This window comes from Streptomyces sp. NPDC046881, assembly GCF_040645015.1.
Taxonomy (GTDB): Bacteria; Actinomycetota; Actinomycetes; order Streptomycetales; family Streptomycetaceae; genus Streptomyces.
The window spans coordinates 12,953-38,754 of sequence record NZ_JBEYXJ010000054.1; the positions used below are offsets into that span (position 1 = coordinate 12,953).

A 25,802-nucleotide genomic window follows, 5' to 3' on the forward strand; every position below is an offset into this window, starting at 1 on the left:
ACGCGCGGTGCGAAATCCGACGGACGACCGGCGGCGCTGGACGCGGAGGCCGGCCGGCGACCGGTGAGCGCGGGACGCGGTGACCGGCGCGCAGCCGGGGGGCGACGCGCGACACGGAGACCGGCGGTCAGCCAACGGCTGCGCGCGACGCGAAACCCGGCGGACGACCGGCGGCCACGCGCGGTGCGAAATCCGACGGACGACCGGCGGCGCTGGACGCGGAGGCCGGCCGGCGACCGGTGAGCGCGGGACGCGGTGACCGGCGCGCAGCTGGGGGGCGACGCGCGACACGGAGACCGGCGGTCAGCCAACGGCTGCGCGCGACGCGAAACCCGGCGGACGACCGGCAGCCACGCGCGGTGCGAACCCCGGCGGACGACCGGCGGCGCTGGACGCGGCGGCCGGTGAGCGCGGGACGCGGGGAGCGGCGCGCGGCCGGGGGCGACGCGCGACACGGAGACCGACGGTCAGCCAACGGCTGCGCGCGACGCGAAACCCGACGGACGACCGGCGGCCACGCGCGGTGCGAGACCCGGCGGACGACCGGCGGCGCTGGACGCGGCGGCCGGTGAGCGCGGGACGCGGGGAGCGGCGCGCGGCCGGGGGCGACGCGCGGCACGAGACCCGGCGGACGACCGGCGGAGCGGGACGCGGCGGCCGGCCGGCGACCGGTGAGCGCGGGACGCAGACACCGGCCGACGACCGGGCGCGACGCGCTACACGGAGACCGGCGGTCAGCCGACGGCTGCGCGTGACGCGGAGACCGGTGGGGACCCCCGCGGGACGTTACCGCAGCTGTGACTGGACCTGGTCGGCGATCAGCTCCAGGTGGTCCAGGTCGTCGAGGTCCAGCACCTGGAGGTAGATCCGCTGGGTGCCGATCGCGGCGTACCGGCCGATCTTGTCGACGACCTCGTCCGGGGAACCCGCCAGGCCGTTGGCCTTCAGCTCGTCCACCTCACGGCCGATCACGGCGGCCCGCCGGGCCACCTCCCGGTCGTCCTTGCCGACGCAGACCACGAGCGCGTTGGAGTACGTCAGGTCGTCCGCGGCCCGGCCCGCCTCCACCGCGGCGGCCCGCACCCGGCCGAACTGCCGCTCGGTGTCCTCGACCGAGCCGAAAGGGACGTTGAACTCGTCGGCGTAGCGGGCCGCGAGCCGCGGGGTCCGGGTCGCGCCGTGGCCGCCGATGAGCACCGGGACCTTCCGCTGGGCGGGCTTGGGCAGGGCCGGCGAGTCGGTGAGGTCGTAGTACGTGCCGTGGAAGTCGAAGGTCTTGCCGACCTCGGTCGCCCACAGCCCGGTGACGATCGCGAGCTGCTCCTCCAGCCGCGCGAACTTCTCCTTCGGGAACGGGATGCCGTAGGCCTTGTGCTCCTCCTCGAACCAGCCCGCGCCCAGGCCGAGTTCGACCCGGCCGCCGGACATCTGGTCGACCTGGGCGACCTGGATGGCGAGCACGCCGGGCAGCCGGAAGGTGCCGGCGGTCATGAGGGTCCCGAGGCGGATGCGCTTGGTCTCGCGGGCCAGCCCGGCCAGCGTGATCCAGGCGTCCGTGGGGCCGGGCAGCCCGTCCGCGGCACCCATGCGGAGATAGTGGTCGGAGCGGAAGAAGGCGTCGAACCCGAGGTCCTCGGTGGCCTTCGCCACGGTGAGCAGGGTGTCGTAGGCAGCCCCCTGCTGGGGCTCGGTGAAGATTCGAAGGTCCATACACCCATCCTGCACGGCGCCGTCCGCGTCAACCGCGCCGGTGCGGTCCGGCACGGCCGTCCCCGGTCGGGTGAAAATCGCCGGTCCGGCGCGCCGGGCTCGCCGCGGGCCAGTGACCGGCCCCGGCGGTGATCGTTGGGCCGTCGGAGCCGGACGGTCCGGCGCCCGCGCCGGACGGTGGACGCCGTCGCGCGTCGACGCGCCGGCCCGGCCGGGCCGGGGGCCGAGGAGGCCGTCATGTCCGAAGAGTCCGTTCCCCCGCAGCCAGGTCCCGCCGGTCGGCCCAAGGGGTTGCTGGAGCAGATGGAGGAGCTGATGGCGGCACTGAACGCGGACCTGTCGGCCCTGGCGGACCTGCAGGCGGGGGCGCCGACGCCGGGCCCGGCCTGCGAGACGGACTGAACCGGCCCTGACCACCCCGGCACCAGTTCCACGGGGCCCGCGCTGCGGTGCGGGCCGACCGCCGGCCGCGCGGCCCCTCACACCCCCGACGGGCTGTCCTGGGCGTCCTCCGGTAACACCTCCTCGCGCGCCGCCAGCTTGCGCAGCATCTCCAGGACACGGTCGCGGGACTCGTCGGCCGCGTCGATCGCCTCCATGCACTGCCAGTACGTCGTCTCGTCGGCCGCGGCGCTGGCCATGCCGACCAGGGCGATGCCGACCTCGCCGAGCAGGCCGCCGAGGCAGAGCAGGGTCTCCCGGGCGTCGTCCAGCCGGGTGAGCTGGGCGGCGCGCAGGTCCCCCGGGTCGAGTTCGGGCGGGTCCAGGACTCCGCAGCCCCGGCCCGCCAGTTCGGTCAGCCCCAACGCCTCGCCGCGCAGTTCCGGCGGGCCGGAGACCGCGAGCCGGCTGCCGATCGCCTGCGCCAGGGCCTGGGCCTGCCAGACCTCCGCCATCATCTCCGCCGTGTCGGCACCCCCTGCCAGGGCGCGCCTGCTCGTGAGGATGAGCCGTACCGCATCCATACGATGCCCCCGTCCGTCCGCCGCGCCGTCACGCGCGGCCGCGTGAACTCCCGTGGCCACTACCCAGAGTGAGGGTCCGTGGGGCGAAAAGCCAGAGGTAGGCGGAAATCTGTGGACAACAATTCGGATTCGACAGGCGATTTGACTACTGTACGTGACAACGGAGTTCAGGCGTCCGGCTGGTGGTCCCCGGCGCCGGGCAGCGGGAACCGGCGTTCGTTGCGGTCGATCTTGGCGGCCAGGGCGGTCAGCGGATCGATGCCGAGGACCTCGCAGAGCTGGAGCAGGTAGGCGAGGACGTCGGCGACCTCGTCGGTGACGCGGTGCGCCGTGCCGGGGTCGTCCATCACGCGGGCCGACTCCTCCGGCGTCAGCCACTGGAAGATCTCGACCAGTTCGGAGGCCTCCACCGAGAGGGCGGCGACGAGGTTCTTGGGCGTGTGGTACGGCTGCCAGTTCCGCGCGGCGGCGAACTCGGCCAGCCGGCGCTGGAGTCGGGCGAGGTCGGGGTGTTCCGTCACGGGTTCAGGTGTACCACCGTGATCCCGGGTGTCCCGGTGGCCCAGGAGGCGTCCTGCACCGCGGCCACGCAGCGGACGTGGCCGCGCTCGCCCATCCGGGCGGCCATCCGCAGCAGTTCCCGGCGCTGGCGGGGATCCAGCGCGCGGTCGAAGCCGTCGGCGAGGACGGTGAGGGTCCGCAGGGCGTCGGGCACCTCGCCGGGGGTGTCCACGTCGAGCACGCCCGGACCGGTCACCAGCACCAGCGTCAGCGCGAGGTGGCGCAGTTCGCCCTCGCCGAGCCGGGCGAGTTCGGTGCGCAGGCCGTCGCCGCGGTCGAGCAGCGCCCGTACCGTGCCGTCGGCCAGCGGCTCGGCGACCAGGTCGGCCACCGGGCCGGCGCAGCCCGCGCGAAGCGCCTCGACCAGCAGGCCGTGCCGCCGACCGCACTCCGCACGGGTGCGCCACAGCACGTCGGCGAGGTTGTCGCAGCCGGGCAGCAGCCGGCCGGAGCCGGTGGGGACGGGGACGCGCATGCGCTCCGGGCGGGGATCGCAGGGGAAGACGGAGCGCAGGGCGACGACCATCTGCTCGGCCGCGGCGAGCACACGGCGCTGGCCGTCCGTCTTGCCGGCCACCCGCAGCGGCAGCAGGGCCGTACCCAGGCGGTCGTCGGGGAGCGGGGCGCGGGTCACCGGGGCGGCACCCGCGGTGTGCCAGGCGGCCTGGACGGTCCGGCGCCCGGGATCGCGCAGCGCGGTCTCCAGCAGGACGACCCCGCGCGCGGTCAGCCGCTCCCCCACGATCCGCAGGTACGGTTCGGCCTGGACGGCGACGTCGAGCCGGACCGGGCCCTGAGCGCCGTCGGCCGTACAGCCGATCCGGAAGCCGCGCCGCCCCTCGGCGTCGGGCCGGGCCCGCTCCGGCACGCAGGCGACCGGGTCCGGGAACGCCTCGGTGAGCGGGGCGCCGCCGCCGAGCCGGGCCAGTGCCTCGTACGCGGCGAGCGCGGTCGTCTTGCCGGACCCGCTGGGCCCCGCGAACACGGTGACCGGTCCCAGCGGAAACCCGGCCCGCCGGTGCCCGGCGAAGGCCGACAGGCGCAACTCGGTGATCCGGGAGCGGACATCGAGGGACGCGCGGACCTGGGCGGGGACGGTGGCGACGGACACGTCGGCCGCCGGCTGCTCAGCGGGCGCGGAGGGCACGGCCATAGGCGGACCGTAGAACTCCGCACCCACAGCGAACCGTTTCAGCGGCGGGACGTTCCCACGATCGAGGGACGCCCCGCTTCCCCGCCGGGACACGCGGCGGGCTCGGCTCCCCCGGCCCGGCCGTTCAGCCGCCCGAGAGGCCCGCGCCCTCCATCAGGCCGCTCACCTCCGTGCCGGGCGGGGTGAGCAGGAAGACGTTGCGGTCGACGCGGTGCATCCCGCTGCCCAGGCCGAAGACGACGCCGGTGCTGAAGTCGAGGACGCGCTTGGCGACGTCGCCCTCCGCTCCGGACAGGTCCAGCAGCACCGGCACGCCGGCCATCAGGGTCTCGGCCACCTCGCGGGCGTCCGCGAAGACGTTGACGCGCAGGACGACGAACCGGCGCCGCGTCTCGGTCTCGGCGTCGGGCAGCGAGCGGTGGTTCACCGCGGACGGCCAGGCGTCCCGGCCCCGCAGCGGCACGACCTGGGCGAGCCCTTCCCACTGTTCATCGGTGACGTCGTAGCGGCTCACCGGCTCCCCCTGACCTGACTCGCACTCGTTGCCTGCACCAGCCAATTCTTACGCCAAGTCACCCGTTCGGCCCAACAGCGACACGGTGCGCGACCGATCCGGCAACTCTTCCTCCGCCCCAACCGGAGTCATATCTCCCTGATCGTCCGCTTCTTACCGGGCTCATACCCGACTCTTCACCGGCCTCCGTGACCCGTTCACTCGGTACCGATAGCCTCCGGTGCCGTGCACGTGGCAGAAACACAGCAGGTGACACCCGGTCGACGGATGCCGTCGGCGGTGCCCGCCGTACCGGGTCCCGCCTCCCGGGCCCCGGACGGTCCCGCGCAGTGGCACCGCGTGCTGACGCTCCTCGCCGCCGTGAGCCTGTTCATCGGCACCCGTGCGGTGTGGACCCAGGCGGCCACGCACCAGCTGGTCGTCGCCGGGATCATCTCGGTCTGCTACGCCTCGATCCTGGTGACCGGCGTGCTCGCCCTGACGGTCCGCCGCACCCGCTCGCTGGCCCGCCTGGACCTGGTGGTCCTGCTGACCGCGGTCACCCTCGTGCTGTGCGCCTGGACGCTGAACCACGCCGGCGGCGACGAGGCGGCCCTGACCTCCCAGGCCGCGCGGGAACTCGTCGCCGGCCACCCGGTGTACGGGCAGCCCTGGCCCTGGCTGTTCCACGCCAAGGGCGTCTCGGTGACGCCGACCATGGACGGCGGGTACGACTTCACGTACGGCTATCCCCCGCTGACCCCGCTGCTCACCGCCCCGCTGCTGTGGCTGGGCCACGGCGGCGCCCCGGCGACGGCGGCGGCGACGGTGGCGCTGGTCGTGGGTGCGGTGGTGCTGTGGCGGCTGCTGCCGGTGCCGTGGCGTTCGGCGGCGACGATGGTCTGCCTGGGCTTCGGCTTCCTGCCGGGGTACGCCCGGCAGGGCTATCCGGCGATCGTCGCCCTGGCACTGCTGGTGCCGGTGGTGGTGCGCTGGCCCCGGCTGGGTGCGCGGGGCCGGCTGGGCGCGGCCGGGGTCGCGCGGGCCGTATGTCTCGGCGCCGCGTGCGCGGCCCAGCAGCTGCCGTGGTTCGTCACGCCGTTCCTGCTGGCCGGGATCTACGCCGTGCGGCGCGGTGAGCTGGGCGGCCGGGGGGCGGCGCGGGTGGTGCTGCGGATCGCGGGGATCGCGGTGCTCACCTGGCTGCTGGTGAACACCTACTTCGCGGTGAGCGAGCCCGGCCGCTGGCTGGAGGGCGTCGCCCTGCCGCTGACCCAGGGCGCGGTGCTGCACGGCCAGGGCCTGGTGGGCGTCTCGCTGTACTTCACCCACGGCAGCGACCGGCTCGACTGGTACGGCCACGCGAGCGTGCTGCTCGCCGCCGGCCTGCTGGCGGTGTTCGTGCTGTTCGTGCGGCGGCTCGGGCCGGCCGCGACCGTGCTGCCCTGGTGCGCGTTCTACGTGGCGACCCGGTCCCAGGACGGCTACTACCTGATGATGACCCCGCTGTGGCTGGCGGCGGCCGTCACCGCGCCGCTGCCGGAGTTCGCCCACGCCTGGCAGCCGCGGCCGCGCCCGCTGACCGGCCCGCGCCGCCGGCCCGCGCTGGCCGCGGCCGCCGCGGTGCTGCTGGCGCCGGCGCTGGTGAGCGCGGTCCTGGCGGCGACCGGGACGCCACCGCTGCGGATGGACGTCACGGCGGCCCGGCACACCTCGGCACAGACGCTGTCCGGGCTGACGCTGCGGGTCACCAACACCGGCGGCACCGCGCTCACCCCGCACTACATGCTCACCACCAGCCACGGCTCGAGCCGGTACTGGTCGCTGGCGCGCGGCCCGGCCACGCTCGCCGCGCACGCCACGGCGACCGTGGAACTGCGGGCGCCGTCGGGCGGTTTCGCGGTGCCGGCGAAGAAGAGCGCCCGGCTCCGCCTGCGGGCCTTCACAGGCAGCCCGCAGACGCTGTCCACCCGGGACCTGAGCCGGGCGGAGCTGGGAGTCAGGCCGCCGCGCGGGTGAAGCGGAGCGCGGCCGTCACCGTGGTCAGGCCGCGCATCATGCCCAGCTGGTTCCAGCCCATGCCGAACTGGTCGCGGTCCACGGCGAACTCGGCCTCCAGGGTGAGCGCCTCGGCGCCGACGCCGGCCAGGCGGGCGGTGAGGGACAGGGGCCGGCTGACGCCCCGGACGGTCAGCTGCCCGGTGACCCGCACCTGGTCGCCGTCGAGCCGGTCGGCGCCGCGCACGGCGAAGGTGATCCCCGGGTGGCGGTCGGTGTCGAAGAAGTCGGCCGACCGCAGGTGGGTGTCCCGCTTGGCGCTCCTGGTGTCCAGGGAGGCCGCGTCCAGGGTGACGGTGCCGGTGACCGAGCCGTCGGGGCGGACCTCGCCGGAGCCGGCGACGCCGGCGAAGGTGCCCTTCACGGTGACCAGGCCCCACATGGTCCGGTGCCGCAGGCCGACGGTGGTCGCGGTCGGGTCGAGCTGCCAGAGGCCTGTTTCCACGGCGACGGTCATGGTCGTACTCCAAGTGATTCAAATTTGGATGACTGTGTCGGCTCACGCTAACCCCTCATCCAAATTTGGACAACAGGTAGACTCGCACCCATGTCCGCCGCCGACCCGCACCCCGCCGACCAGCCCGCCTGTCCCTTCGCGGGCGGTGCCGGGCTGCTCCCGGACGAGCTGCGCGCCTGGATGGTCCTGCTGGCCGCGACGGGCACCGTGGAACAGCGGCTGCGGTCGGTCGTGAAGGAGACCCTCGACGTCTCCCACGACGAGTTCCTGATCCTGTGCCTGCTCGCCGAACAGCCGCGCACCGGACTGCGGATGACCCAGGTCGCCGACCTCCTCGGCCGCCCCAAGACCCGCCTCACCTACCAGATCGCCTGCCTCCAGCGGGCCGGCCTCGTCACCCGCACGTCCGTGTGCGGCGACAAACGGGGCGTGCAGGTCGCCCTCACCGACAAGGCCCGCGAGCTGCTGCGCGCGGCCTCCGCCCGGCTCGCCGGCACCGTCCGCCAGGCCCTCGCCGACTCCATGGGCCCCGAGCAGCGGGCGGCCATGTGCGCCCTCGTACCGGACCTGGACGACGAGGCCCGCTGAACCCGCCGGACGGTCCGCGCGGCCCCGGAGCGGCCCAGGTCACAACCGCAAGAAGAGAAACCTCACAGCCTCCGCTCCACCTGGGCGTGAGCCGCCTGCCCTAGCATCCGAGCCATGACGGTCCTGCCTGACGACGGGCTCTCACTGGCCGCCGAGTTCCCTGACGCGACACACGAGCAGTGGCAACGCCTGGTCGAGGGCGTACTGCGCAAGTCGGGCAAGGAACTTACCGGCGCGGCAGCTGAGGACGCCCTGTCCACGACGCTGGAGGACGGGCTGCGCACCCGGCCCCTGTACACCGCGCGCGACAGCGCGCCCGACCCCGGACTGCCGGGCTTCGCCCCCTTCGTGCGGGGCAGCCGCCCGGAGGGCAGCCTCACGGGCGGCTGGGACGTACGGCAGCGGCACACGGCACTCGCCGGCGGCACGGCGGACGCCGTCCTCACCGACCTGGAGAACGGCGGCACCTCCCTCTGGCTGGTGCTGGGCGAGGGCGGCATCCCGGTCTCCGAGCTGGGCCGCGCCCTCGACGGCGTCTACCTCGACCTGGCGCCGGTCGTCCTGGACGCGGGCCGCGACACCGAGCGGGCCGCCGAGGCGCTGCTCGGGCTGTACGCGGACAAGGGCGTGGCCGCCGGGGCCGTACGCGGCAACCTGGGCGGCGACCCGCTCGGGTACGAGGCCCGCACCGGGACCCCGCTGGACTTCGCGCCGTACGCCGCCCTGGCCGCGCGCTGCGCCGGGCAGTACCCGGACCTGCGCGCGCTGACCGTGGACGCGCTGCCGTACCACGAGGCGGGCGGCTCGGCCGCGCAGGAGCTGGGCGCCTCGCTGGCCACCGGCGTGGCCTACCTGCGGGAGCTGACCGAGGCCGGGCTCGGCGTCGAACAGGCCGCCGCCCAGCTGGAGTTCCGCTACGCGGCCACCGCCGACCAGTTCCTGACCATCGCCAAGCTGCGCGCCGCGCGCCGGCTGTGGGCGCGGGTCGCCGAGGTGTGCGGGGCCCCGCAGGCGGGCGCGCAGGTGCAGCACGTGGTGACCTCGCCGGTGATGATGAGCCGCCGCGACCCGTGGGTGAACATGCTCCGCACGACGGTCGCGACGCTCGCCGCGGGGGTGGGCGGCGCCGACTCCGTGACCGTGCTGCCGTTCGACCACGCGCTCGGGCTGCCCGACGCGTTCGCCCGGCGGATCGCCCGCAACACCTCCACGATCCTGATCGAGGAGTCCCACCTGGCCCGGGTCGTCGACCCGGCGGGCGGCTCCTGGTACGTCGAGCGCCTGACGGACGAACTCGCCGAGGCCGCCTGGCAGTTCTTCCGGTCCATCGAGCGCGACGGCGGCCAGGCGGCCGTCCTGCGCTCCGGCCGGCTGCGCACCGACCTCGCGACGACCTGGGCGGAGCGCTCCAAGCGGCTCGCCAAGCGGCGCGAGCCCATCACCGGGGTCAGCGAGTTCCCGCTGCTGGCCGAGAAGCCGGTGGAGCGCGAGCCCGCGCCCGAGCCGCCGTCCGGCGGTCTGCCGCGGGTGCGCCGCGACGAGGCGTACGAGGAGCTGCGCGCCCGCTCCGACGCCCACCTGGCGGCGACCGGCGCCCGGCCCCGGATCTTCCTCGCCACGCTCGGCTCCGCCGCCGAGTACACCGCCCGCGCGACCTTCGCCGCGAACCTCTTCCAGGCCGGCGGCATCGAGCCGGTCACCGAGGGCCGCTTCGAGGACAGCGGCGCGACCGAGGCCGTGCTGTGCTCCAGCGACGCGCTCTACGCCGAACAGGCCGGACAGGCCGCCGAGTCGCTGCGCGCGGCCGGCGCCCGGCACGTGTTCCTGGCGGGCCGGGGCGACCACCCCGGCATCGACAGTTACGTCTTCGCGGGCTGCGACGCCGTCGACGTCCTCTCCGCGACCCTCGACCGCATGGGAGTGTCCTGATGGGAATCCCCGACTTCTCCGGCATCGAGCTGGGGACCCCGGTCACCGACGGCACCGAAGGCGAGTGGCGTGCGGCCCTGGAGCGGGCCACCGGGGGCGCGGAGCCGGTGTGGGAGACCCCGGAGGGCATCGGGGTCAAGCCGCTGTACACCGGCCGTGACCTGGAGGGCCTGGACTTCCTGGGCACCTACCCGGGCATGGCGCCGTACCTGCGCGGCCCCTACCCGACGATGTACGTCAACCAGCCCTGGACGATCCGCCAGTACGCGGGCTTCTCCACCGCCGAGGAGTCCAACGCGTTCTACCGGCGCAACCTGGCGGCCGGCCAGAAGGGCCTGTCGGTCGCCTTCGACCTGCCCACGCACCGGGGCTACGACAGCGACCACCCGCGCGTGACCGGCGATGTCGGCATGGCGGGCGTGGCGATCGACTCGATCTACGACATGCGGCAGCTGTTCGACGGGATCCCCCTCGACAAGATGACCGTGTCGATGACGATGAACGGCGCCGTGCTGCCGGTTCTCGCGCTGTACATCGTGGCGGCGGAGGAGCAGGGCGTACCGCCCGAGAAGCTGGCCGGGACCATTCAGAACGACATTCTGAAGGAGTTCATGGTCCGCAACACCTACATCTACCCGCCGAAGCCGTCGATGCGGATCATCTCCGACATCTTCGCGTACACCTCGCAGCGGATGCCGCGCTACAACTCCATCTCCATCTCGGGCTACCACATCCAGGAGGCCGGCGCGACGGCCGACCTGGAGCTGGCGTACACGCTCGCGGACGGCGTGGAGTACATCCGGGCCGGGCGGGAGGCGGGCCTGGACGTGGACGCGTTCGCGCCCCGCCTGTCGTTCTTCTGGGCGATCGGCATGAACTTCTTCATGGAGGTCGCCAAGCTGCGCGCGGCGCGGCTGCTGTGGGCGAAGCTGGTGAAGCAGTTCGACCCGAAGAACACCAAGTCGCTGTCGCTGCGCACCCATTCGCAGACCTCGGGCTGGTCGCTGACCGCGCAGGACGTCTTCAACAACGTCACCCGCACCTGCGTGGAGGCGATGGCGGCGACCCAGGGCCACACCCAGTCGCTGCACACCAACGCCCTCGACGAGGCGCTCGCGCTGCCGACGGACTTCTCGGCGCGCATCGCCCGCAACACCCAGCTGCTGATCCAGCAGGAGTCGGGCACCACCCGGGTCATCGACCCGTGGGGCGGCAGCGCCTACGTGGAGCGGCTGACGTACGACCTCGCCCGCAGGGCCTGGGCGCACATCCAGGAGGTCGAGCAGGCGGGCGGCATGGCGCAGGCCATCGACGCCGGCATCCCCAAGCTGCGCGTGGAGGAGGCCGCGGCCCGCACCCAGGCCCGCATCGACTCCGGGCGCCAGCCGGTGATCGGCGTGAACAAGTACCGGGTCGAGAACGACGAGCAGATCGAGGTCCTCAAGGTCGACAACTCCTCCGTGCGGGCCCAGCAGATCGAGAAGCTGCGGCGGCTGCGGGCGGAGCGGGACGAGACCGCGTGCCGTGACGCGCTGGACGCGCTCACCCGGGCCGCCGACGGCGACGGCAACCTGCTGGAGCTGGCCGTGCGCGCGGCCCGCGCCAAGGCGACCGTCGGGGAGATCTCCGACGCCCTGGAGAAGGTGTACGGGCGGCACGCGAGCCAGATCCGTACGATTTCCGGTGTGTACCGCAACGAAGCAGGCCAGTCCCCGTCCGTGGACCGCACCCGGGCCCTGGTGGACGCGTTCGAGGAGGCCGAGGGGCGCCGGCCGCGCATCCTGGTCGCCAAGATGGGCCAGGACGGCCACGACCGCGGCCAGAAGGTGATCGCGACCGCCTTCGCCGACCTCGGCTTCGACGTCGACGTCGGCCCGCTGTTCCAGACGCCGGAGGAGGTCGCCCGGCAGGCGGTCGAGGCGGACGTGCACGTGGTCGGGGTGTCCTCGCTGGCCGCCGGCCACCTCACGCTCGTCCCGGCGCTGCGCGAGAAGCTCGCCGAGGAGGGCCGCGAGGACATCATGATCGTGGTCGGCGGTGTCATCCCGCCGCAGGACGTGCCGACGCTGCGGGAGATGGGTGCCGCGGAGGTGTTCCTGCCGGGGACGGTGATCCCGGACGCGGCGTACGACCTGGTGCGGCGCCTGTCGGCCGACCTCGGCCACGACCTGTAGCCCCCGCATGGCTGCGATCGATCTCGACACCTATGTGAAGGGCGTGCTCGACGGGAGGCGGGCCCTGGTGGCCCGCGCCATCACGCTCGTGGAGTCCACCCGGCCGCAGCACCGGGCGCTGGCGCAGCAGTTGCTCACCGAGCTGCTGCCGCACAGCGGCCGGGCGCGGCGGATCGGCATCAGCGGGGTGCCCGGGGTCGGCAAGTCGACGTTCATCGACGCGTTCGGCACGATGCTGACCTCGCTGGGCCACCGGGTGGCGGTCCTCGCCGTCGACCCCTCCTCCACCCGCACCGGCGGCTCCATCCTGGGCGACAAGACCCGGATGGAGCGCCTGGCGGTCGACCCGGACGCCTTCGTCCGCCCCTCCCCCAGCGCGGGCACGCTGGGCGGGGTCGCCAAGGCCACCCGGGAGTCGATGGTGGTGATGGAGGCGGCCGGCTACGACGTGATCCTCGTGGAGACCGTCGGCGTCGGCCAGTCGGAGACGACGGTCGCTGAGATGGTCGACTCCTTCCTGCTGCTCACCCTGGCCCGCACCGGCGACCAGCTCCAGGGCATCAAGAAGGGCGTCCTGGAGCTGGCCGACGTGATCGCCGTCAACAAGGCGGACGGCCCGCACGAGCGCGACGCGCGGGCCGCCGCCCGGGAACTGGCGGGCGCGCTGCGTCTGATGCACGGCAGGGACGCCTTCTGGACCCCGCCGGTGCTGCACTGCAGCGCCCGCGAGTCGACCGGCCTCGACACGGTCTGGGAGCGCCTGGAACAGCACCGCACGCTGCTCGACTCCACCGGCCGGCTGGCGGCCAAGCGCCGGGACCAGCAGGTGGGGTGGACCTGGGCGATGGTCCGGGACGAACTCCTGGGCCGCCTGCACTCCGACCCCGCGGTCCGCGCGACCGCCCCCGACCTCGAACGCCAGGTCAGGGAGGGCCGCCTGACGGCGACCCTGGCGGCGGAACGCATCCTGGCGGCGTTCGAGGGCGCTACGCCGCCTTCACCCGCGGGCTGACGGGGGCGTTGAGGGCCTCCGGGGCCGGTTCGCCGGCGAGGGTCTGCAGGAGCGCGCGGACGACGTCCGTCGCCGCGCGCTCCTGGGCCTCCCGGGTGCTGGCGCCCAGGTGCGGGGTCACCGTCACGTTGTCGAGCCGGAGCAGGGGCGAGTCGGTGCACGGCTCGTCGTCGAAGACGTCCAGGGCGGCGCCCGCGAGCCGGGACTCGTGCAGGGCCGTGTACAGGGCCGCCTCGTCCACGATGCCGCCGCGGGCGACGTTGGCGAGGTAGGCCGTGGGCTTGACCAGGCGGAGTTCGGCCTCGCCGATCAGGCCCACGGTCCGCGGTGTCCGCGGGACGTGCACGGTGAGGAAGTCGGAGCGGGACAGCAGCTCCTCCAGGGGAACGAGCTTGATGCCGTGCTGGTCCGCCGTCTGGGCCGTGGCGTAGGGGTCGTGGCCGAGGACCGTCATGTCGAAGGCGGCCATGCGCCGCGCCACGGCCAGGCCGATGCGGCCGAGCCCGACGATCCCCAGGGTCTTGCCCGCGAGTTCGGTGCCGACGTGGGTGCTGCGCCGCCAGACGCCGGACTTCACCTCCGTGCCGGCGGTCTGGATGTCGCGGGCCGCCGCCAGCAGCAGCCCGCACGTCAGTTCGGCGGCGCTGACGACGTTGGCGGCCGGGGCGTTGACCACCACGACGCCGGCCGCGGTGGCGGCGGCGACGTCGATGTTGTCGACCCCCACCCCCGCCCGGCCGACGACGGCGAGCCGGGGGGCCGCCGCGAGGACCTCGGCGTCCACGGTGGTGGCGCTGCGGACGAGGAGGGCGTCGGCGTCGGCCACCGCGGCCAGGAGCCGCGCACGGTCGGCGCCGTCGCAGTGGCGCACCTCGTACCCCGGGCCGAGGCGCTCCAGGGCGGCCGCCGGCAGGGGGTCGGCGACCAGGACAACACGGGAAGTCATCGGATTCTCCCTAGCGGGTGTGGGGGGCTGCTGGGCGGTGCGGCAGTGCCGTGCACGGGGGTGGCCGGGGACGGGACTGGGCTTGCCGCCCCCGGCCACCCCGGTGCCGCGGCTCAGCTCTCGACCGCCATCACGATGCCGAAGGCGATCATGACCGTGCCCGCGGTGGCGTCGACGTTGCGGCGGACCGAGCGGCGCTTCATCCAGGTGCGCAGGCCGTGGGCGCCGAGGCTGATCAGGCCGTACCAGATCACCGCCTCCACCGCGTTGACCGCGGCCAGCGCGGTGCCCATGAACGCCGGGGACACGCCGGACGGTATGAACTGCGGGATGGTGGCGCCGTAGAAGACACCCACCTTGGGGTTGGCCAGGTTGTTGAGCATGCCGCGGCCGAAGGAGCGCCACAGCGAGGCGGACTCCGGCTCCAGCTCGGTGTCCTTCTCCTGGCCCGCGCCGATGGCCCGGGCCGAGCGCCACAGCCCGATGCCCAGCCAGACCATGTAGGCGGCGCCGACGATCCGGAACACGGTGTACGCCGTCTCGGAGGCGTCCAGCAGGGCGCCGATGCCCACCGCGATCGCCCCGCCCCAGATGACGGCGCCGACGCCCACGCCCACGCCGGTGATGAACCCGTGGAGCCGCCCACGCGCCACGGTGTTGCGGATGACCAGCGCGGTGTCCACGCCCGGCATGATCACCAGCAGGGCGGACACCAGGGCGAACGAGACCAGTGACTGTAGAACCGACACGCTTACACTCCTGACTTCTCGGCCGTGATGTCGGCCAGGGGGATTCCGTCGCGCGTGAGACCGCGCAGCCAGTTGCGGTAGAAGAGCCGTCCGTGATCCTGCCAGTTCTCCACCGGGGCCGCCGACGGATCGTCGTCAGGGAAGTAGTTGACCGGGAGGGCGATGTCCGCGCCCTTGTCCTGGTCGCGGCGGAACTGCCGCAGCAGGGTGTCGGGGTCGTACTCCGGGTGCCCGGAGACGTACAGCTCCCGGCCGTCCCGGCTGGCGGCGATGTGCACGCCGGACTCGGGCGACTCCACCAGGATCCGCAGCTCCCCGGTCTTCTCGAAGTCGGCGCGGAGGTTCTCGGTGTGGCGCGACTGGGGCACCGTCACGACCGGCTCGAAGTCCGCCAGGAGCGGGGAGGAGGGGTCGGTGAGCGTGTTCGGGAAGTTGCCGAACAGCTTGGCGGGCAGCTCGTGCTTGGGGATGCCGTACCGGTGGTACAGCGCGGCCTGGGCGCCCCAGCAGACGTACTGGGCGGAGGTGACGTGCTCCCGCGCCCAGTCGATGATGCCGCGCAGCTCGTCCCAGTACGTCACCTGCTCGAAGGGCAGCAGCTCGACGGCGGCGCCGGTCACGATCAGGGCGTCGAAGCGGCGGTCGGCGACGTCCTCGTGCGTCTGGTAGTGCTCCTTGAGGTACGCCTCGGGCGTGCTCTTGGAGATGTGGTCCCGGGGGCGCAGCAGGGTGACGCGGACGGGCAGCCCGGCACCGGACAGCAGGCGCAGCAGCTGGGTCTCGGTGACCGGCTTGTCCGGCATCAGGTTGAGGATGGCGAGTTCGACGGCCGGGGTCGCGGCGGCGGCGTCGCGGGGCTCGACGGTGACCGTGATGCCTTCGTCGGCGAGCTGGTCGACGGCGTCGATCCGGGTGGGGACGATGAGGGTCACTGCGCAGGGCTCCTGGTGGTCTCGGGCTCGGTGGCGGCGGCGAGTTCGGCCAGTACGGCGGTGACGCACCGGTCGGCGTCCGCCAGCGCGCGGTTGCGGCCGCCGGGCGAGGGCACGTAGTGGTTGTAGAAGGTGGCCCCCTCGCAGAGCGGGCCGAGGACGCGGACCTTCCGGTCGGGCCGGCCGTCGGCGGCGACGGGATGCTGGTCCGCCGTGATGTCGACACCGCGGCTGCTGCGCGCGCCGGGGCGGTGCCGGCGGATCCGCCCGCCGGCCACGAGGTCCGCCAGCAGCGGGCTGCCGGTCGCCTCCACGTCGGGCTGGCCCGAGGTGGCGTACGCCAGCCAGTACGCCGGCTCGCTGTGGCCGGTGCCCAGGCGGGTGGAGGAGATCCGCCACGCCGTCCCGTCCCACTCGACGCGCGGCGCGGGCCCGAAGGGGACGCTGACGATCCCGGCCTCCAGCAGGGCGAGCAGCTCCTCGTGCCGGTCGAGCTGCGGGCCGGTCACCGAGCGGTTGAGGGTCGCGGTGAAGGAGCCGTAGAACTCCTCGTGGGAGTCCTCGTCCAGGCCGCCGAAGTCGACGGCGTGGCGGACGACGTCGCGCAGGTCGCGCAGGACCTCCAGGCCGGCCTTGGTGGGGCTGCCGTCGAGGCCGAGCCGTGCCTCGACGAGGTCCGAGCGCAGCCGCTCCTCGTACCACTTCTGGTAGGCGTCGCTGGAGTCGAACTCGGCGCTGTCGGGGTAGAGCAGCTCCTGCGGGTCGAAGTGGCCGAACCGCTCGGCGTGTTCCTGGTCCAGGGCCCGCAGCTCGTCGTCCAGGGTGCCCGCGTCCGCCGCCGCGCGGAGCCTGGCCGTCAGGGCGTGCTCGGCGTCGGCGCCCCGCGCGAGGGCGGCGCCGCGGCGGTGGAAGGCGATGCGCATCTCGGTGCGGATCAGCGGGAGCAGGTCGCCGTGCAGGCTCAGCGGGCGGTCGTCCCCGGTGGCGCGGAGGCGGTCCAGGGCCTCGGCGGTGAACACCACCGGCCGGTACGGTCCGCCGGTGCGGTTGGCGGCGGGCCGGGCCCGGAAGGGGATGCCGGTCCGGGAGAACAGCAGGACGCGCGGTTCCCGTCCGCTGGGCAGGTAGCGCAGGCCGCCGTCGGCCGCCTCGTACCGGCCGCCCCGGCCGAGGGTGAGCGAGGCGAGGACGTCCATGGCCGACAGGCCGGTGCCGCCGAGGGCGACGGTCCGGCCGGCCGTGACCTCCGCGAAGGCCGCGGCGGGCGGGTAGATGGCGTGGATGCGACGGGACGCGCCCGGTGCTCCGGGATCGGGCGCGGCCGGCGGGGTGTGGCCGGTGGTGAGGAAGACCCGGTCCACCCGCAGCGTCTCGCCGGTGTCCAGGGTGATCTGCCGGGAGTCGCCGGGACCGGCGGACAGGCCGGTCGCCGTGGCGCGGTGGAACCGTATCTCCACGTTCTCGGGGACCCGGTCCAGCAGGCGCCGCAGGAACCAGGCGAGGTACTCGCCGAGCACCCTGCGGGGCAGGTAGTCGTCCGGCCGGACCGGCCGGCCCTCGTCGCCGAGGGTGTAGCCGTCCTCGCCCACCTTCAGGCCCCGGGCCGTCACCCAGGTGTACAGGTCGGGACCCCGGTCGCCGACGGCCGCGCCGACCGTCGCCTCGTCGGGGAAGAGGCTCACCTGTGCGGCGACGGTGTTGAGCAGCAGGTGGTCGGGCTGGTCGACGGCGTGGATGCCGACGCCGCTGCCGTCCGGGTCCACGACCTCGACGACGAGCCGGCGGCCCGCCCAGTCCGGCCGTGCGGCGCGGGTGACGAGGCGTTCGAGGACGCCGATGCCGCGGGAGCCCAGGCCGATGATGCCGACGGTGCCCGCGACCGCGGTCGGCTGGAGGGAAGTCGTCGTCACCACCGCTCGGTCTCCCCGAAGAAGTCGGCGATGGCGGTGACGCGGCCCGACTCGGCGGCCACGCGGTGCACTTCGAGGCCCACGGCGAGGTCCAGGACGCCCAGGCCGAAGGGCGAGAAGACGACCGGCTTGTCGGTGCCGACCGTGGCCTCGCCGTTGATGACCTCGGCGAGGGTGCCGGTGATGAAGTCCCGGTTGCCGTACTTCTGTTCGGCCAGGTGCGGTGAGGTGTTGGCCTTCAGGCAGTGGTCGACGTCGTCCACGACGTTGTAGGAGCCGGCGATGATCTCGGGGCCGATGTCCCGCAGGGAGATGTTGAGGACGATCTGCCCGGGGGCGAAGGCGTCGGGGTCGAGGACGTACGGCTCACCGGCCGTGGTGGCGAAGACGACCAGGTCGGCGCCGGACACGGCCTCCTGGAGGGTCTGGGCGTAGGACGCCGGGTACGCCAGCCGCTCGGTGGCGTGGGCCGCCAGGGCGGTGCCGTACTCCTGGCTCAGGTCGTGCACCGCGACCTGCTCGAACGTCCACTGCTCGGCGTGGAAGAACTCCAGGATGTTGCGGGCGATGATGCCCGCGCCCACCACCGCGAGCCGGCCGCCCTTGCGCCCGCCGGTGAGGACGTCCGCCGCCAGGACGGCCGACGCGGCGGTGCGGGAGGCGCTGATCTGCGAGGCCTCCAGCAGCGCGAACGGGTAGCCGGTCTCGGCGTCGTTGAGGACGAGCGTGGCCGAGGCGCGGGGGATGCCGCGCTCGATGTTGGCCGGGAAGCTCGCGATCCACTTGATGCCGGCGACCTCCCGCTCGCCGTCGAGGTAGGCGGGCAGGGCGATGATGCGGTCCGCCGGCTTCTCGGGGAAGCGGAGGAAGTAGCTGTCCGGGTTCACGGAACGCCCGGCGTGGTGGGCCAGGTAGGTGTCGCGCACGACCCGGACGATGTCCCGGCGGCTGTCCCGGACGATGTCCCGGACGGTACGGCCGTTGACGACATCGAATTCGAACATGGTGACTCCTTCAATCTCTGTGCGTGATGCGCGGTGGGGCGGAGACGGCAACCGGGTCCGGGTCAGTCGTCGACGGCGCCGAAGCGCTCGCCGACCCAGTCGTCGTCGTAGATCGTGTCGAGGTAGCGTTCGCCGAGGTCCGGGCTGATGGCGACCACCGAGGCGCCCTCGGGGATGTCGCGGTGCCGGGTCTCGACCGCGGCGAGCACCGAACCGGTGGAGCCGCCGGCGAGGATGCCCCGCCCGGTCGCGAGCCGCCGGCACATGCGCACCGCCTCGGCCTCCGGCACCATGACGACCTCGTCCACGAGCCCGTCGCGGAAGATCTCCGGACGCCGGCTCGTGCCCAGGCCGGGGATGTGCCGGCGGGCCGGGGACGCACCGAAGGTGACCGAGCCGGCGGTGTCGACCGCGATGATGCGGGTACCGGGCGAGTGCTCGCGGAAGTACTCGGCGCAGCCCATGAGCGTGCCGGTGGTGCCCGCGCCGACGAAGAGGACGTCGACCTCGCGCTCCTTGAGCAGGGCGGGGGCGGTACGCCGGTAATGGGCCTGCGGATTGGCCTCGTTGGCGTACTGGTTGGGCCACACCAGGCCGGGGTCCTCGCGCAGCCGGGCGTGGATGTGGTCGATACGGGACTGCAGGAAGCCGCCGTTGGCGTCGCGGCGGTCGACGATGACGACCTCGGCGCCGTAGGCCCGCATCAGACGGACGCTGGTGGCCGCGGTGTTGGGGTCCGCGACACAGGTGAACCGGTAGCCGCGGGCCGCGCAGACCGAGCTGAGCGCGATGCCGAGGTTGCCGGAGGACGACTCGATGACCCGGCCGCCGGGCTTGAGCACGCCACGGCGCTCCAGGTCCTCCAGCAGGCCCACGGCCGCCTTCAGTTTGATGGACCCCGCGAGGTTGAGGCCTTCGATCTTGAGCGTGAGGTCGATGCCGGGGATGAAACCGCTCAGGTCGAGGAAAAGGTCGTCGAGGACCAGGTCGTACGCATTGCGAAAGATCATCGAGCACCTTCGGAAACGGGTCGAGCGTGACGGAGGTGGTACGAGTGGTGCGGTGCCGACGGCACGCCGACGACCACCCGGGCGCGGGAGGGCGCGGGCAGGCCGAGGACGCGGGGCAGGAGCCGTCGCGGAACAGGACGCGGACGTGGTCCGGAGTGCGCCGGCGGAGTGCAGCCCACCCCGTCCGGCCGGACGTCAGGAGAGCGCGGCCTCAGCCGTGGGAAGTGCCCGGCCCGTCGATGAGTCGCCCGGTGCGACAGTGCGGGAGGCGCGCCCGGGCGCGCGGACACGGGACGGTCCGGGTGCGGGCGGAAGGGCCTTCCCCGGAGGCGGCGAGTCGCCGGTGCGTCGCGGGGACTGTGCCGTGCTGGTCGGGACACCGCTGCTCGCGGTGCGGGAGCCGCCTACTCCGGTCAGTGGGACGGGAGTTCGCTCGCCCGGGCGGCAGGGCGTCGATGAGCGCTAAGTGGTCGTCCGTCTGCTCGTGGACCGACGCCCGGGACGGTTTGGAGTGGTTTTCCCTCGGTGCGACGAGCGCACGCGTGACATGCACGCCTTTCCCCTTCCCCCGTGGACGGCAATGGTGTTGCCTGTATGTCACGGACTGCCGATGTGACGGCGTTGCGTGATCTTGGGGTAACTCTAACTCGCCCTCCGTGACGCGTCTATGACAACGAGATGAAACCCTCCGGGCAGCCGGGACACCGGCGCCCGAGGTCACCGCGGGCGGGCGCGGGCCCGGCGGAAGCGCTCCAGGCCCTCCGACAGCTCCACCACCGGGTCGGGGTAGTCCAGCGCGGCCCGGTCGGGACCCGGCAGTTTCCAGGGCTCGTGCACCGCCGGGGCCGCGACGCCCCGCAGCTCGGGCACCCAGCGGCGCACGTAGGTGCCCCGGGGGTCGTACTTCTTCGCCTGCGCAACCGGGTTGAGGACCCGGTTGGGGCGGGTGTCGGTGCCGGTGCCGGCCACCCACTGCCAGTTCAGCTGGTTGTTGGCCACGTCCCCGTCGACCAGCCAGTACAGGAAGTGCGCGGCGCCGATCCGCCAGTCGACGTAGAGCGTCTTGCTCAGGAAACCGGCCGTCAGCAGCCGGGCGCGGTTGTGCATCCAGCCCTCGTGGCGCAGTTGCCGCATCGCCGCGTCGATCACCGGATAGCCGGTACGGCCCTCCTGCCACGCCTCGATGTCGTCCCGCGCGGTGCTCTCGGTGCGCCAGCGGTCGTGCCGGGTGCGGTAGTCGGTGTGCGCCGCGTCGGGGCGGGCGGCGAGGACCTGGCGGTGGAAGTCACGCCAGGCGAGCTGCCGGACCAGTGCCTCGGCGCCCGGGCCGCCGCGGCGGCGTCCCCGGTGGACCAGTTCCACCGCGGACAGGGTGCCGAAGTGCAGGTGCGCGGAGAGCTTCGAGGTGGCGTCGGCGGCCAGGTCGTCGCGGGTGTCGTCGTAGGCGTCGAGTCCGTTGCGCCAGTAGGCGGCCATCCGTCTGCGGCCCGCGCGCTCCCCGCCGGCCGGCAGTCCGGGCGAGACGCCGGGGGCGGCGCCGCGGGCGGGCAGCGGCTCGCCCCGGACGTGGTCGGGCACGGGGACGCGGCGCGGGGCGCCGACGGCCGGGCGCAGCCGGACCTGCGTCCAGCGCCGGAGGTACGGCGTGAAGACGGCGAAGTGGTCCGACGAGGCGGGGGTCACCTCGCCGGGCGGCACGGCCACGGTGACCGCGTCGTGCACGGACAGGCGGCGCCCGTCGGACTCCAGCGCCCGCCGCAGCCGCTCCTCGCGCCGGGTGGCGAAGCGGCTGTGCGCCGCCGACAGGTGCACCTCGTCGGCGTCCGCCTCGCGGACCACGCGGCACACCTCCTCCACCAGGTCGCCGGAGCGCACCACGAGCCGCCCGCCGCGCTCGCGCAGCCCGGCGTCGAGGTCGGCGAGGCAGTCGGCGAGGAACGCGCTGCGGTTGGGGGTGGCGAACCCGGCCGCGGCCACGGCCCGGTCCCGCACGAAGAGCGGCACGACCGCGTCGGCGGCCGCCAGGGCCGCGCGCAGCGGCGGATGGTCGTACAGACGGAGGTCGGAGGTGAACAGGACGACCGCGACGCGCATCGGTGTCAGCCTTCCCCCGGGAGCGCGGGGCCGCGCGCCTGCGCGCGTTCGGCGGCGCGGACGATGTTCCGGGCCATGCCCCCGAAGACGACCGCGTGGAAGGGCGACACGCTCCACCAGTACACCTGGCCGAGCAGTCCGTGCGGGTGGAACAGGGCGCGCTGCCGGTATCGGGCGCCGCCGGCCCCGTCCGCGTCGACGTGCATCTCCAGCCAGGCCAGGCCGGGCAGCCGCATCTCGGCGCGCAGCCGCAGCAGCCGCCCGCGCTGGATCTCCTCCACCCGCCAGAAGTCCAGCGAGTCGCCGACCCGGAGCCGCCGGGCGTCCCGGCGTCCCCGGCGCAGGCCCACCCCGCCGGCCAGGCGGTCGAGCCAGCCGCGCACCGCCCAGGCCAGCGGGAAGGAGTACCAGCCGTTCTCGCCGCCGATGCCCTCGACCACGTCCCACAGCGCGTCGGGCGCGACGTCGGCGCGGCGTTCGCGTACGTCGGTGTAGAGGCTGCCGCCCGCCCAGTCCGGGTCGGTGGGCAGCGGGTCGCTGGGCGCGCCCGGCACGGAGGCGGAGGACCAGCGGGTGGCGACCTGCGCGTCACGCACGCGTTCCAGCGCGAGGGCGACGGCGCGGTCGAAGCCGATGGGGTGGCCGGGCGGGCTGGGCACGTACCGCTCGATGTCCCGCTCCCGGCACACCACCTCGTGGCGCAGCGACTCCGTCAGCGGACGGGCGATGGCGGCCGGTACGGGGGTCACCAGGCCGACCCAGTGACTGGACAGGCCGGGGGTGAGCACGGGCACGGGCACGATGAGCCGCCGGGGCAGCCCGGCGACGGCGGCGTACCGCCGCATCATCTCCACGTACGTCAGCACCTCGGGGCCGCCGATGTCGAAGGCCCGGCCGACGTCGGCCGGCAGGCCGGCGCAGCCGACCAGGACGCGCAGCACGTCCCGCACGGCGATGGGCTGGATGCGGGTGTGCACCCAGCGCGGGGTGACCATCACCGGCAGCCGCTCGGTGAGGTAGCGCAGCATCTCGAAGCTCGCGGACCCGGAGCCGATGATGACGGCGGCCCGCAGCACGGCCGTCGGCACGCCCGAGCCGAGGAGGATGCGCCCCACCTCGGCGCGGGAGCGCAGGTGCGGGGAGAGTTCCCGCTCGGGCACGCCGGCCGGGGTCAGCCCGCCCAGGTAGACCAGGCGGCCGACGCCCGCCCGGCGGGCCCGCTCGCCGAACAGGCGGGCCGCCTCCCGGTCGGTCCGCTCGAAGTCGCGGCCGGTGCCGAGCGCGTGCACCAGGTAGTAGGCGACGTCGACGCCCTCCAGCGCCGCCGCCACCGAGCCGGCGTCGGTGACATCACCGCGCGCGACCTCCACCCGCCCGGCCCACGGCTGGTCGCGCAGCTTCCGGGGCGTGCGCACCAGGCAGCGCACCCGGTACCCGGCGTCCAGCAGTTCCGGCACCAGCCGCCCGCCGATGTAGCCGCTGGCGCCGGTCACCAGACAGAGCCTCGCGTCCTCCACGTGAACCGCCGCCTCCTCAGTCGTCCGGGCCTCGTCGCTCCCCCGCGCGCTCCCCGGTTACCTCTACGGTGCCGCCCGCCCGCGCGGATGCACCGGATGCGCGGGGCAACCGGGTGACAGGAGCACCACGGCCCCCCGGCCACGGCAGGCGAGCCGGGTCACCGGACCGGCTGCCCCCTCGGCGCCCTGCGCCGGTCACCGAGGAGGGAGAAGACGACGGCGGCGAAGTAGAGCGCCCAGATCGGCGCGGCCAGCGCCAGCATGGTCAGCGGGTCCGTGCTCGGCGTCGCCACGGCCGAGAAGACCGTGATGCCCACGACCACGGCGCGCCACCGGCCCAGCATCCGCCGGCCGGACAGCACTCCGGTGAGGTTCAGCATCACCAGCAGCAGCGGCATCTCGAAGGCCAGACCGAAGACGACCACCATGCGGGTGACGAGGTCGAGCAGTTCGTCCAGCGGCAGCAGGCTGTGCACGCCGTGCGGGGTGAGGCCGATCAGTACCCTCGCGGTCCTGGGCAGCACCTCGTAGGCGAAGAAGGCGCCGCCGAGGAACAGCGGGACGCCCGTACCGGCGAACGCGCAGGCGTATTTCCGCTCGCGCTCGTGCAGGCCGGGGGCGGCGAACGCCCACAGCTGGTACAGCCACACCGGAGAGGCCAGCACGACGCCGGCCACCAGCGAGACCTTCAGCGCCAGGGTGAAGGGCGCGAGCAGACCGTTGATCGTGAGGTGCGCGCAGACGGTGTGCGCGGGATGCCCGGCCGGATCGGCGAGGGGGGCCGGGCAGCCGACCGCTGCCAGGACCGGCCGTACCAGGAGGCTGATGATCTTTTTGTACGAGAAAGCCGCGGGGACCGTGACGGCCAGGACGGCGAGGACGGCCCTGGCGAGCCGGGTGCGGAGTTCACGGAGGTGCTCCCCGAGCGGCATCCGCCCCTCGGGGTCCTTCCTCCCGGTGCGGACCTGCTTCGGCATGCCCAGGCCTCACGTGCCGCGCCCGGGGCGTGCCTCGTCCGAGGCGTCGTCGGCCCGCATCGCCCTGGTCTCGCTCCGGAGGATCCGCAGGGACTTGCCCAGCGCCCGTGCGGTGTCGGGCAGTTTCTTCGAGCCGAAGACCATGATCACGACCGCGGCCAGGACCAGCAGGTGCCAGGGCTCCAGCGCGTTGCGGAACACCGTCACACCGTCCTTTCGCATGCGCCGGCGCCCGTACCGCGCGACCGTTCCTGTTGCCGGGTGTCGCTGTCGTCGCTGGTCATGTTTCCTTCTTCCGGTCGGGGCGGGTTCAGGTTCCCGGGCGCCCGGCGGCCGTCCAGGCGGCGTACTCCTGGCGGACGTAGAGGCGGCGGCTCACGGCGCGCATGACCGTGTCGGGGTGGCGCGGACCGGCCACGAGACCGGGGTGGCGGCGGTCGTGCAGGACGAGTTGTCCGGCGGTGTCCGCAGCCGCCGCGACCGGGCCGGGGCCGGGGGCGGCGCAGGCCAGCCGGTCCATGAGGGCGGCCCGGCGCAGCAGTCGGACGCGTTCGGCGGCCGTCGTGTCGGCCGGGGGGCCGGTGCCGGGACCGGCCCGGCGGCCGTCGCGTTCGGCCTCGAGTGCGAGCACCTCGTGCATCTCGTGGCGCAGGTCCGGTGCGCCGGCGTACGCCTCGTGCGGGGGCGGGACGTCGATGCCCTCGGTGTGGTCCGGGGTCCTGTCCATGGTCGCTTCCTCCCGGTCAGGACGAGCACCGCAGGCGGGCGCGGACCTCGCGGCCACCGCCTGTCTGGTGGGCCTCGGTCGACTGGGCGAGGTACTGGACGATGCCGGTGCCGCGGCCGTGTTCGTCGGGAGGGATGTCGGGGCGGTGGCGCTCCACCGCCCTGCCGGAGTCGGCGACCACGATGTGCAGCGTGCCGTCGTCGAGGACGAGCCGCAGGGTCATCCGCTCGCGGCCGTACAGGGCGGCGTTGGCGGCGAGTTCGTCGGTGATGAGGATGGCGGAGTCCCGCTCGCTCGCGGGTACCTGCCAGGCCTCCAGCACATCCGCCGTGAAGTGGCGGACGGCGCCGACGTGCGCCTCCTGCGCGGGCAGGGTGAGCTGCGCCTCGTGGCGGCGGGGCCGGCCGGGCTGCGGACTCGTGCGGGGGAGGTCGGTCACGAACATCGTTCTCTGACTCTTCCGTGAGTGTGCGGAGACCGGGAGGGCGGACCTCCGGCGGCAACCACTCGGGGTGTCGGCGGGCTGATCCTGTATGGCGCGCTCATGTGGTTTCACGGGTGAGGCATGCTGAACGGTTCGAGCAATCTGCCCTTTTTGCACGACTTCTTGCGGCTCGCACCGGGGCGGCGGCCCGGCCTGGCCCACCGGGCCCCTCAGCCGCAACTCGCTGCCGCACGCGGGCCGACCGGGCACCGGCGGCCCGCTTCCCCGCCCGTGGTCGCGCCAGGAGGGATGCCGGGGCGCAGCGCCACCGAAGCGGGCGGAGACGCCGCTGCCGGACCGTCACGCCACGGCCGTGCGAGGGAAGCCCCTGCCCCGGTCCGGCACGCCCCTG

24 protein-coding genes are annotated in these 25,802 nt (G+C 74.1%); 6 read left to right on the forward strand and 18 right to left on the reverse strand.

Annotated elements, in window-relative coordinates; translation table 11 throughout:
- Nucleotides 1–786 precede the first annotated feature (786 nt).
- Nucleotides 787–1,710, reverse strand: coding sequence for an LLM class F420-dependent oxidoreductase (locus ABZ923_RS24180; RefSeq protein ID WP_361475288.1), 924 nt, complete (start codon nucleotides 1,708–1,710; stop codon nucleotides 787–789).
- A gap of 237 nt (nucleotides 1,711–1,947) precedes the next feature.
- Between ABZ923_RS24180 and ABZ923_RS24185 the strand changes: the two genes are divergently transcribed.
- Complete coding sequence (locus ABZ923_RS24185; protein WP_361475290.1) at nucleotides 1,948–2,112, forward strand: hypothetical protein; 165 nt, start codon at nucleotides 1,948–1,950, stop codon at nucleotides 2,110–2,112.
- A gap of 77 nt (nucleotides 2,113–2,189) precedes the next feature.
- Here the strand turns inward: ABZ923_RS24185 and ABZ923_RS24190 are convergent, their stop codons facing one another.
- The 4 genes from ABZ923_RS24190 to ABZ923_RS24205 all read right to left on the reverse strand — a co-directional run bounded on the left by ABZ923_RS24190 (nucleotide 2,190) and on the right by ABZ923_RS24205 (nucleotide 4,903).
- Nucleotides 2,190–2,675, reverse strand: coding sequence for a DUF6099 family protein (locus tag ABZ923_RS24190; protein ID WP_361475292.1), 486 nt, complete (start codon nucleotides 2,673–2,675; stop codon nucleotides 2,190–2,192).
- 167 nt (nucleotides 2,676–2,842) lie between these two features.
- Complete coding sequence (locus ABZ923_RS24195; RefSeq protein WP_361475294.1) at nucleotides 2,843–3,196, reverse strand: nucleotide pyrophosphohydrolase; 354 nt, start codon at nucleotides 3,194–3,196, stop codon at nucleotides 2,843–2,845.
- On the reverse strand, nucleotides 3,193–4,389 hold the full coding sequence (locus ABZ923_RS24200) for an ATP-binding protein (RefSeq protein WP_361475296.1): 1,197 nt from the start codon (nucleotides 4,387–4,389) through the stop codon (nucleotides 3,193–3,195). The genes ABZ923_RS24195 and ABZ923_RS24200 overlap by 4 nt, the downstream gene beginning before the upstream one ends.
- Nucleotides 4,390–4,513: 124 nt before the next feature.
- A complete protein-coding gene (locus tag ABZ923_RS24205; RefSeq protein WP_059253147.1) occupies nucleotides 4,514–4,903 on the reverse strand; it encodes a cell division protein SepF in 390 nt (129 codons plus the stop codon).
- A gap of 267 nt (nucleotides 4,904–5,170) precedes the next feature.
- Here ABZ923_RS24205 and ABZ923_RS24210 point away from each other — a divergent pair, with 267 nt between their 5' ends.
- Nucleotides 5,171–6,901, forward strand: coding sequence for a hypothetical protein (locus ABZ923_RS24210; protein WP_361475362.1), 1,731 nt, complete (start codon nucleotides 5,171–5,173; stop codon nucleotides 6,899–6,901).
- Here the strand turns inward: ABZ923_RS24210 and ABZ923_RS24215 are convergent.
- A complete protein-coding gene (locus tag ABZ923_RS24215) occupies nucleotides 6,882–7,397 on the reverse strand; it encodes a YceI family protein (protein ID WP_361475299.1) in 516 nt (171 codons plus the stop codon). The two genes, ABZ923_RS24210 and ABZ923_RS24215, sit on opposite strands and share 20 nt — an antisense overlap.
- 90 nt (nucleotides 7,398–7,487) lie before the next feature.
- On the opposite strand from ABZ923_RS24215, the gene ABZ923_RS24220 reads away from it, so the two are divergent.
- The 4 genes from ABZ923_RS24220 to meaB all read left to right on the forward strand — a co-directional run bounded on the left by ABZ923_RS24220 (nucleotide 7,488) and on the right by meaB (nucleotide 13,100).
- Complete coding sequence (locus ABZ923_RS24220; protein WP_361475301.1) at nucleotides 7,488–7,985, forward strand: MarR family transcriptional regulator; 498 nt, start codon at nucleotides 7,488–7,490, stop codon at nucleotides 7,983–7,985.
- A gap of 114 nt (nucleotides 7,986–8,099) precedes the next feature.
- Nucleotides 8,100–9,914: a methylmalonyl-CoA mutase family protein gene (locus tag ABZ923_RS24225; RefSeq protein ID WP_361475303.1), complete on the forward strand. Its 1,815-nt coding sequence runs from the start codon at nucleotides 8,100–8,102 to the stop codon at nucleotides 9,912–9,914.
- Nucleotides 9,914–12,088: a methylmalonyl-CoA mutase gene (gene scpA / locus ABZ923_RS24230; protein WP_361475305.1), complete on the forward strand. Its 2,175-nt coding sequence runs from the start codon at nucleotides 9,914–9,916 to the stop codon at nucleotides 12,086–12,088. Before ABZ923_RS24225 ends, scpA begins: the two co-directional genes overlap by 1 nt.
- A 7-nt stretch (nucleotides 12,089–12,095) precedes the next feature.
- The gene (meaB, locus tag ABZ923_RS24235) at nucleotides 12,096–13,100 is read left to right on the forward strand and encodes a methylmalonyl Co-A mutase-associated GTPase MeaB (protein ID WP_361475307.1); all 1,005 of its coding nucleotides are present in this window, start codon (nucleotides 12,096–12,098) and stop codon (nucleotides 13,098–13,100) included.
- Here the strand turns inward: meaB and ABZ923_RS24240 are convergent.
- The 12 genes from ABZ923_RS24240 to ABZ923_RS24295 all read right to left on the reverse strand — a co-directional run bounded on the left by ABZ923_RS24240 (nucleotide 13,075) and on the right by ABZ923_RS24295 (nucleotide 25,405).
- Nucleotides 13,075–14,046 (reverse strand): hydroxyacid dehydrogenase, encoded by a 972-nt coding sequence (locus ABZ923_RS24240; RefSeq protein WP_361475309.1) that lies wholly within the window; start codon nucleotides 14,044–14,046, stop codon nucleotides 13,075–13,077. The genes meaB and ABZ923_RS24240 overlap by 26 nt on opposite strands.
- Before the next feature lie 113 nt (nucleotides 14,047–14,159).
- On the reverse strand, nucleotides 14,160–14,795 hold the full coding sequence (locus ABZ923_RS24245) for a LysE family translocator (RefSeq protein WP_358647881.1): 636 nt from the start codon (nucleotides 14,793–14,795) through the stop codon (nucleotides 14,160–14,162).
- A gap of 2 nt (nucleotides 14,796–14,797) precedes the next feature.
- Nucleotides 14,798–15,727 (reverse strand): homoserine O-succinyltransferase, encoded by a 930-nt coding sequence (locus ABZ923_RS24250; protein WP_361475311.1) that lies wholly within the window; start codon nucleotides 15,725–15,727, stop codon nucleotides 14,798–14,800.
- The gene (locus tag ABZ923_RS24255; RefSeq protein WP_361475313.1) at nucleotides 15,724–17,637 is read right to left on the reverse strand and encodes an FAD/NAD(P)-binding protein; all 1,914 of its coding nucleotides are present in this window, start codon (nucleotides 17,635–17,637) and stop codon (nucleotides 15,724–15,726) included. Before ABZ923_RS24255 ends, ABZ923_RS24250 begins: the two co-directional genes overlap by 4 nt.
- Nucleotides 17,634–18,641 carry a 2,3-diaminopropionate biosynthesis protein SbnB gene (gene sbnB, locus ABZ923_RS24260; RefSeq protein ID WP_361475315.1) on the reverse strand — a complete coding sequence of 336 codons (1,008 nt, stop codon included), beginning with the start codon at nucleotides 18,639–18,641 and terminating at the stop codon, nucleotides 17,634–17,636. Before sbnB ends, ABZ923_RS24255 begins: the two co-directional genes overlap by 4 nt.
- Nucleotides 18,642–18,703: 62 nt before the next feature.
- The gene (gene sbnA / locus ABZ923_RS24265; protein ID WP_361475317.1) at nucleotides 18,704–19,651 is read right to left on the reverse strand and encodes a 2,3-diaminopropionate biosynthesis protein SbnA; all 948 of its coding nucleotides are present in this window, start codon (nucleotides 19,649–19,651) and stop codon (nucleotides 18,704–18,706) included.
- A 717-nt stretch (nucleotides 19,652–20,368) separates the two neighbouring features.
- The gene (locus ABZ923_RS24270) at nucleotides 20,369–21,745 is read right to left on the reverse strand and encodes a deoxyribodipyrimidine photo-lyase (protein ID WP_361475319.1); all 1,377 of its coding nucleotides are present in this window, start codon (nucleotides 21,743–21,745) and stop codon (nucleotides 20,369–20,371) included.
- Between the two features lie 5 nt (nucleotides 21,746–21,750).
- Nucleotides 21,751–23,262: an SDR family oxidoreductase gene (locus ABZ923_RS24275; RefSeq protein ID WP_361475321.1), complete on the reverse strand. Its 1,512-nt coding sequence runs from the start codon at nucleotides 23,260–23,262 to the stop codon at nucleotides 21,751–21,753.
- Between the two features lie 158 nt (nucleotides 23,263–23,420).
- Nucleotides 23,421–24,239 carry a twin-arginine translocase subunit TatC gene (gene tatC / locus ABZ923_RS24280; protein ID WP_361475323.1) on the reverse strand — a complete coding sequence of 273 codons (819 nt, stop codon included), beginning with the start codon at nucleotides 24,237–24,239 and terminating at the stop codon, nucleotides 23,421–23,423.
- Between the two features lie 9 nt (nucleotides 24,240–24,248).
- Entirely contained in the window at nucleotides 24,249–24,461 is a 213-nt protein-coding gene (tatA, locus tag ABZ923_RS24285) for a Sec-independent protein translocase subunit TatA (protein WP_361475325.1), read from the reverse strand.
- Nucleotides 24,462–24,549: 88 nt separating this feature from the next.
- The gene (locus ABZ923_RS24290; RefSeq protein WP_361475327.1) at nucleotides 24,550–24,966 is read right to left on the reverse strand and encodes a hypothetical protein; all 417 of its coding nucleotides are present in this window, start codon (nucleotides 24,964–24,966) and stop codon (nucleotides 24,550–24,552) included.
- A 16-nt stretch (nucleotides 24,967–24,982) separates the two neighbouring features.
- Entirely contained in the window at nucleotides 24,983–25,405 is a 423-nt protein-coding gene (locus tag ABZ923_RS24295; RefSeq protein ID WP_361475329.1) for an ATP-binding protein, read from the reverse strand.
- Between the last annotated feature and the right edge of the window lie 397 nt (nucleotides 25,406–25,802).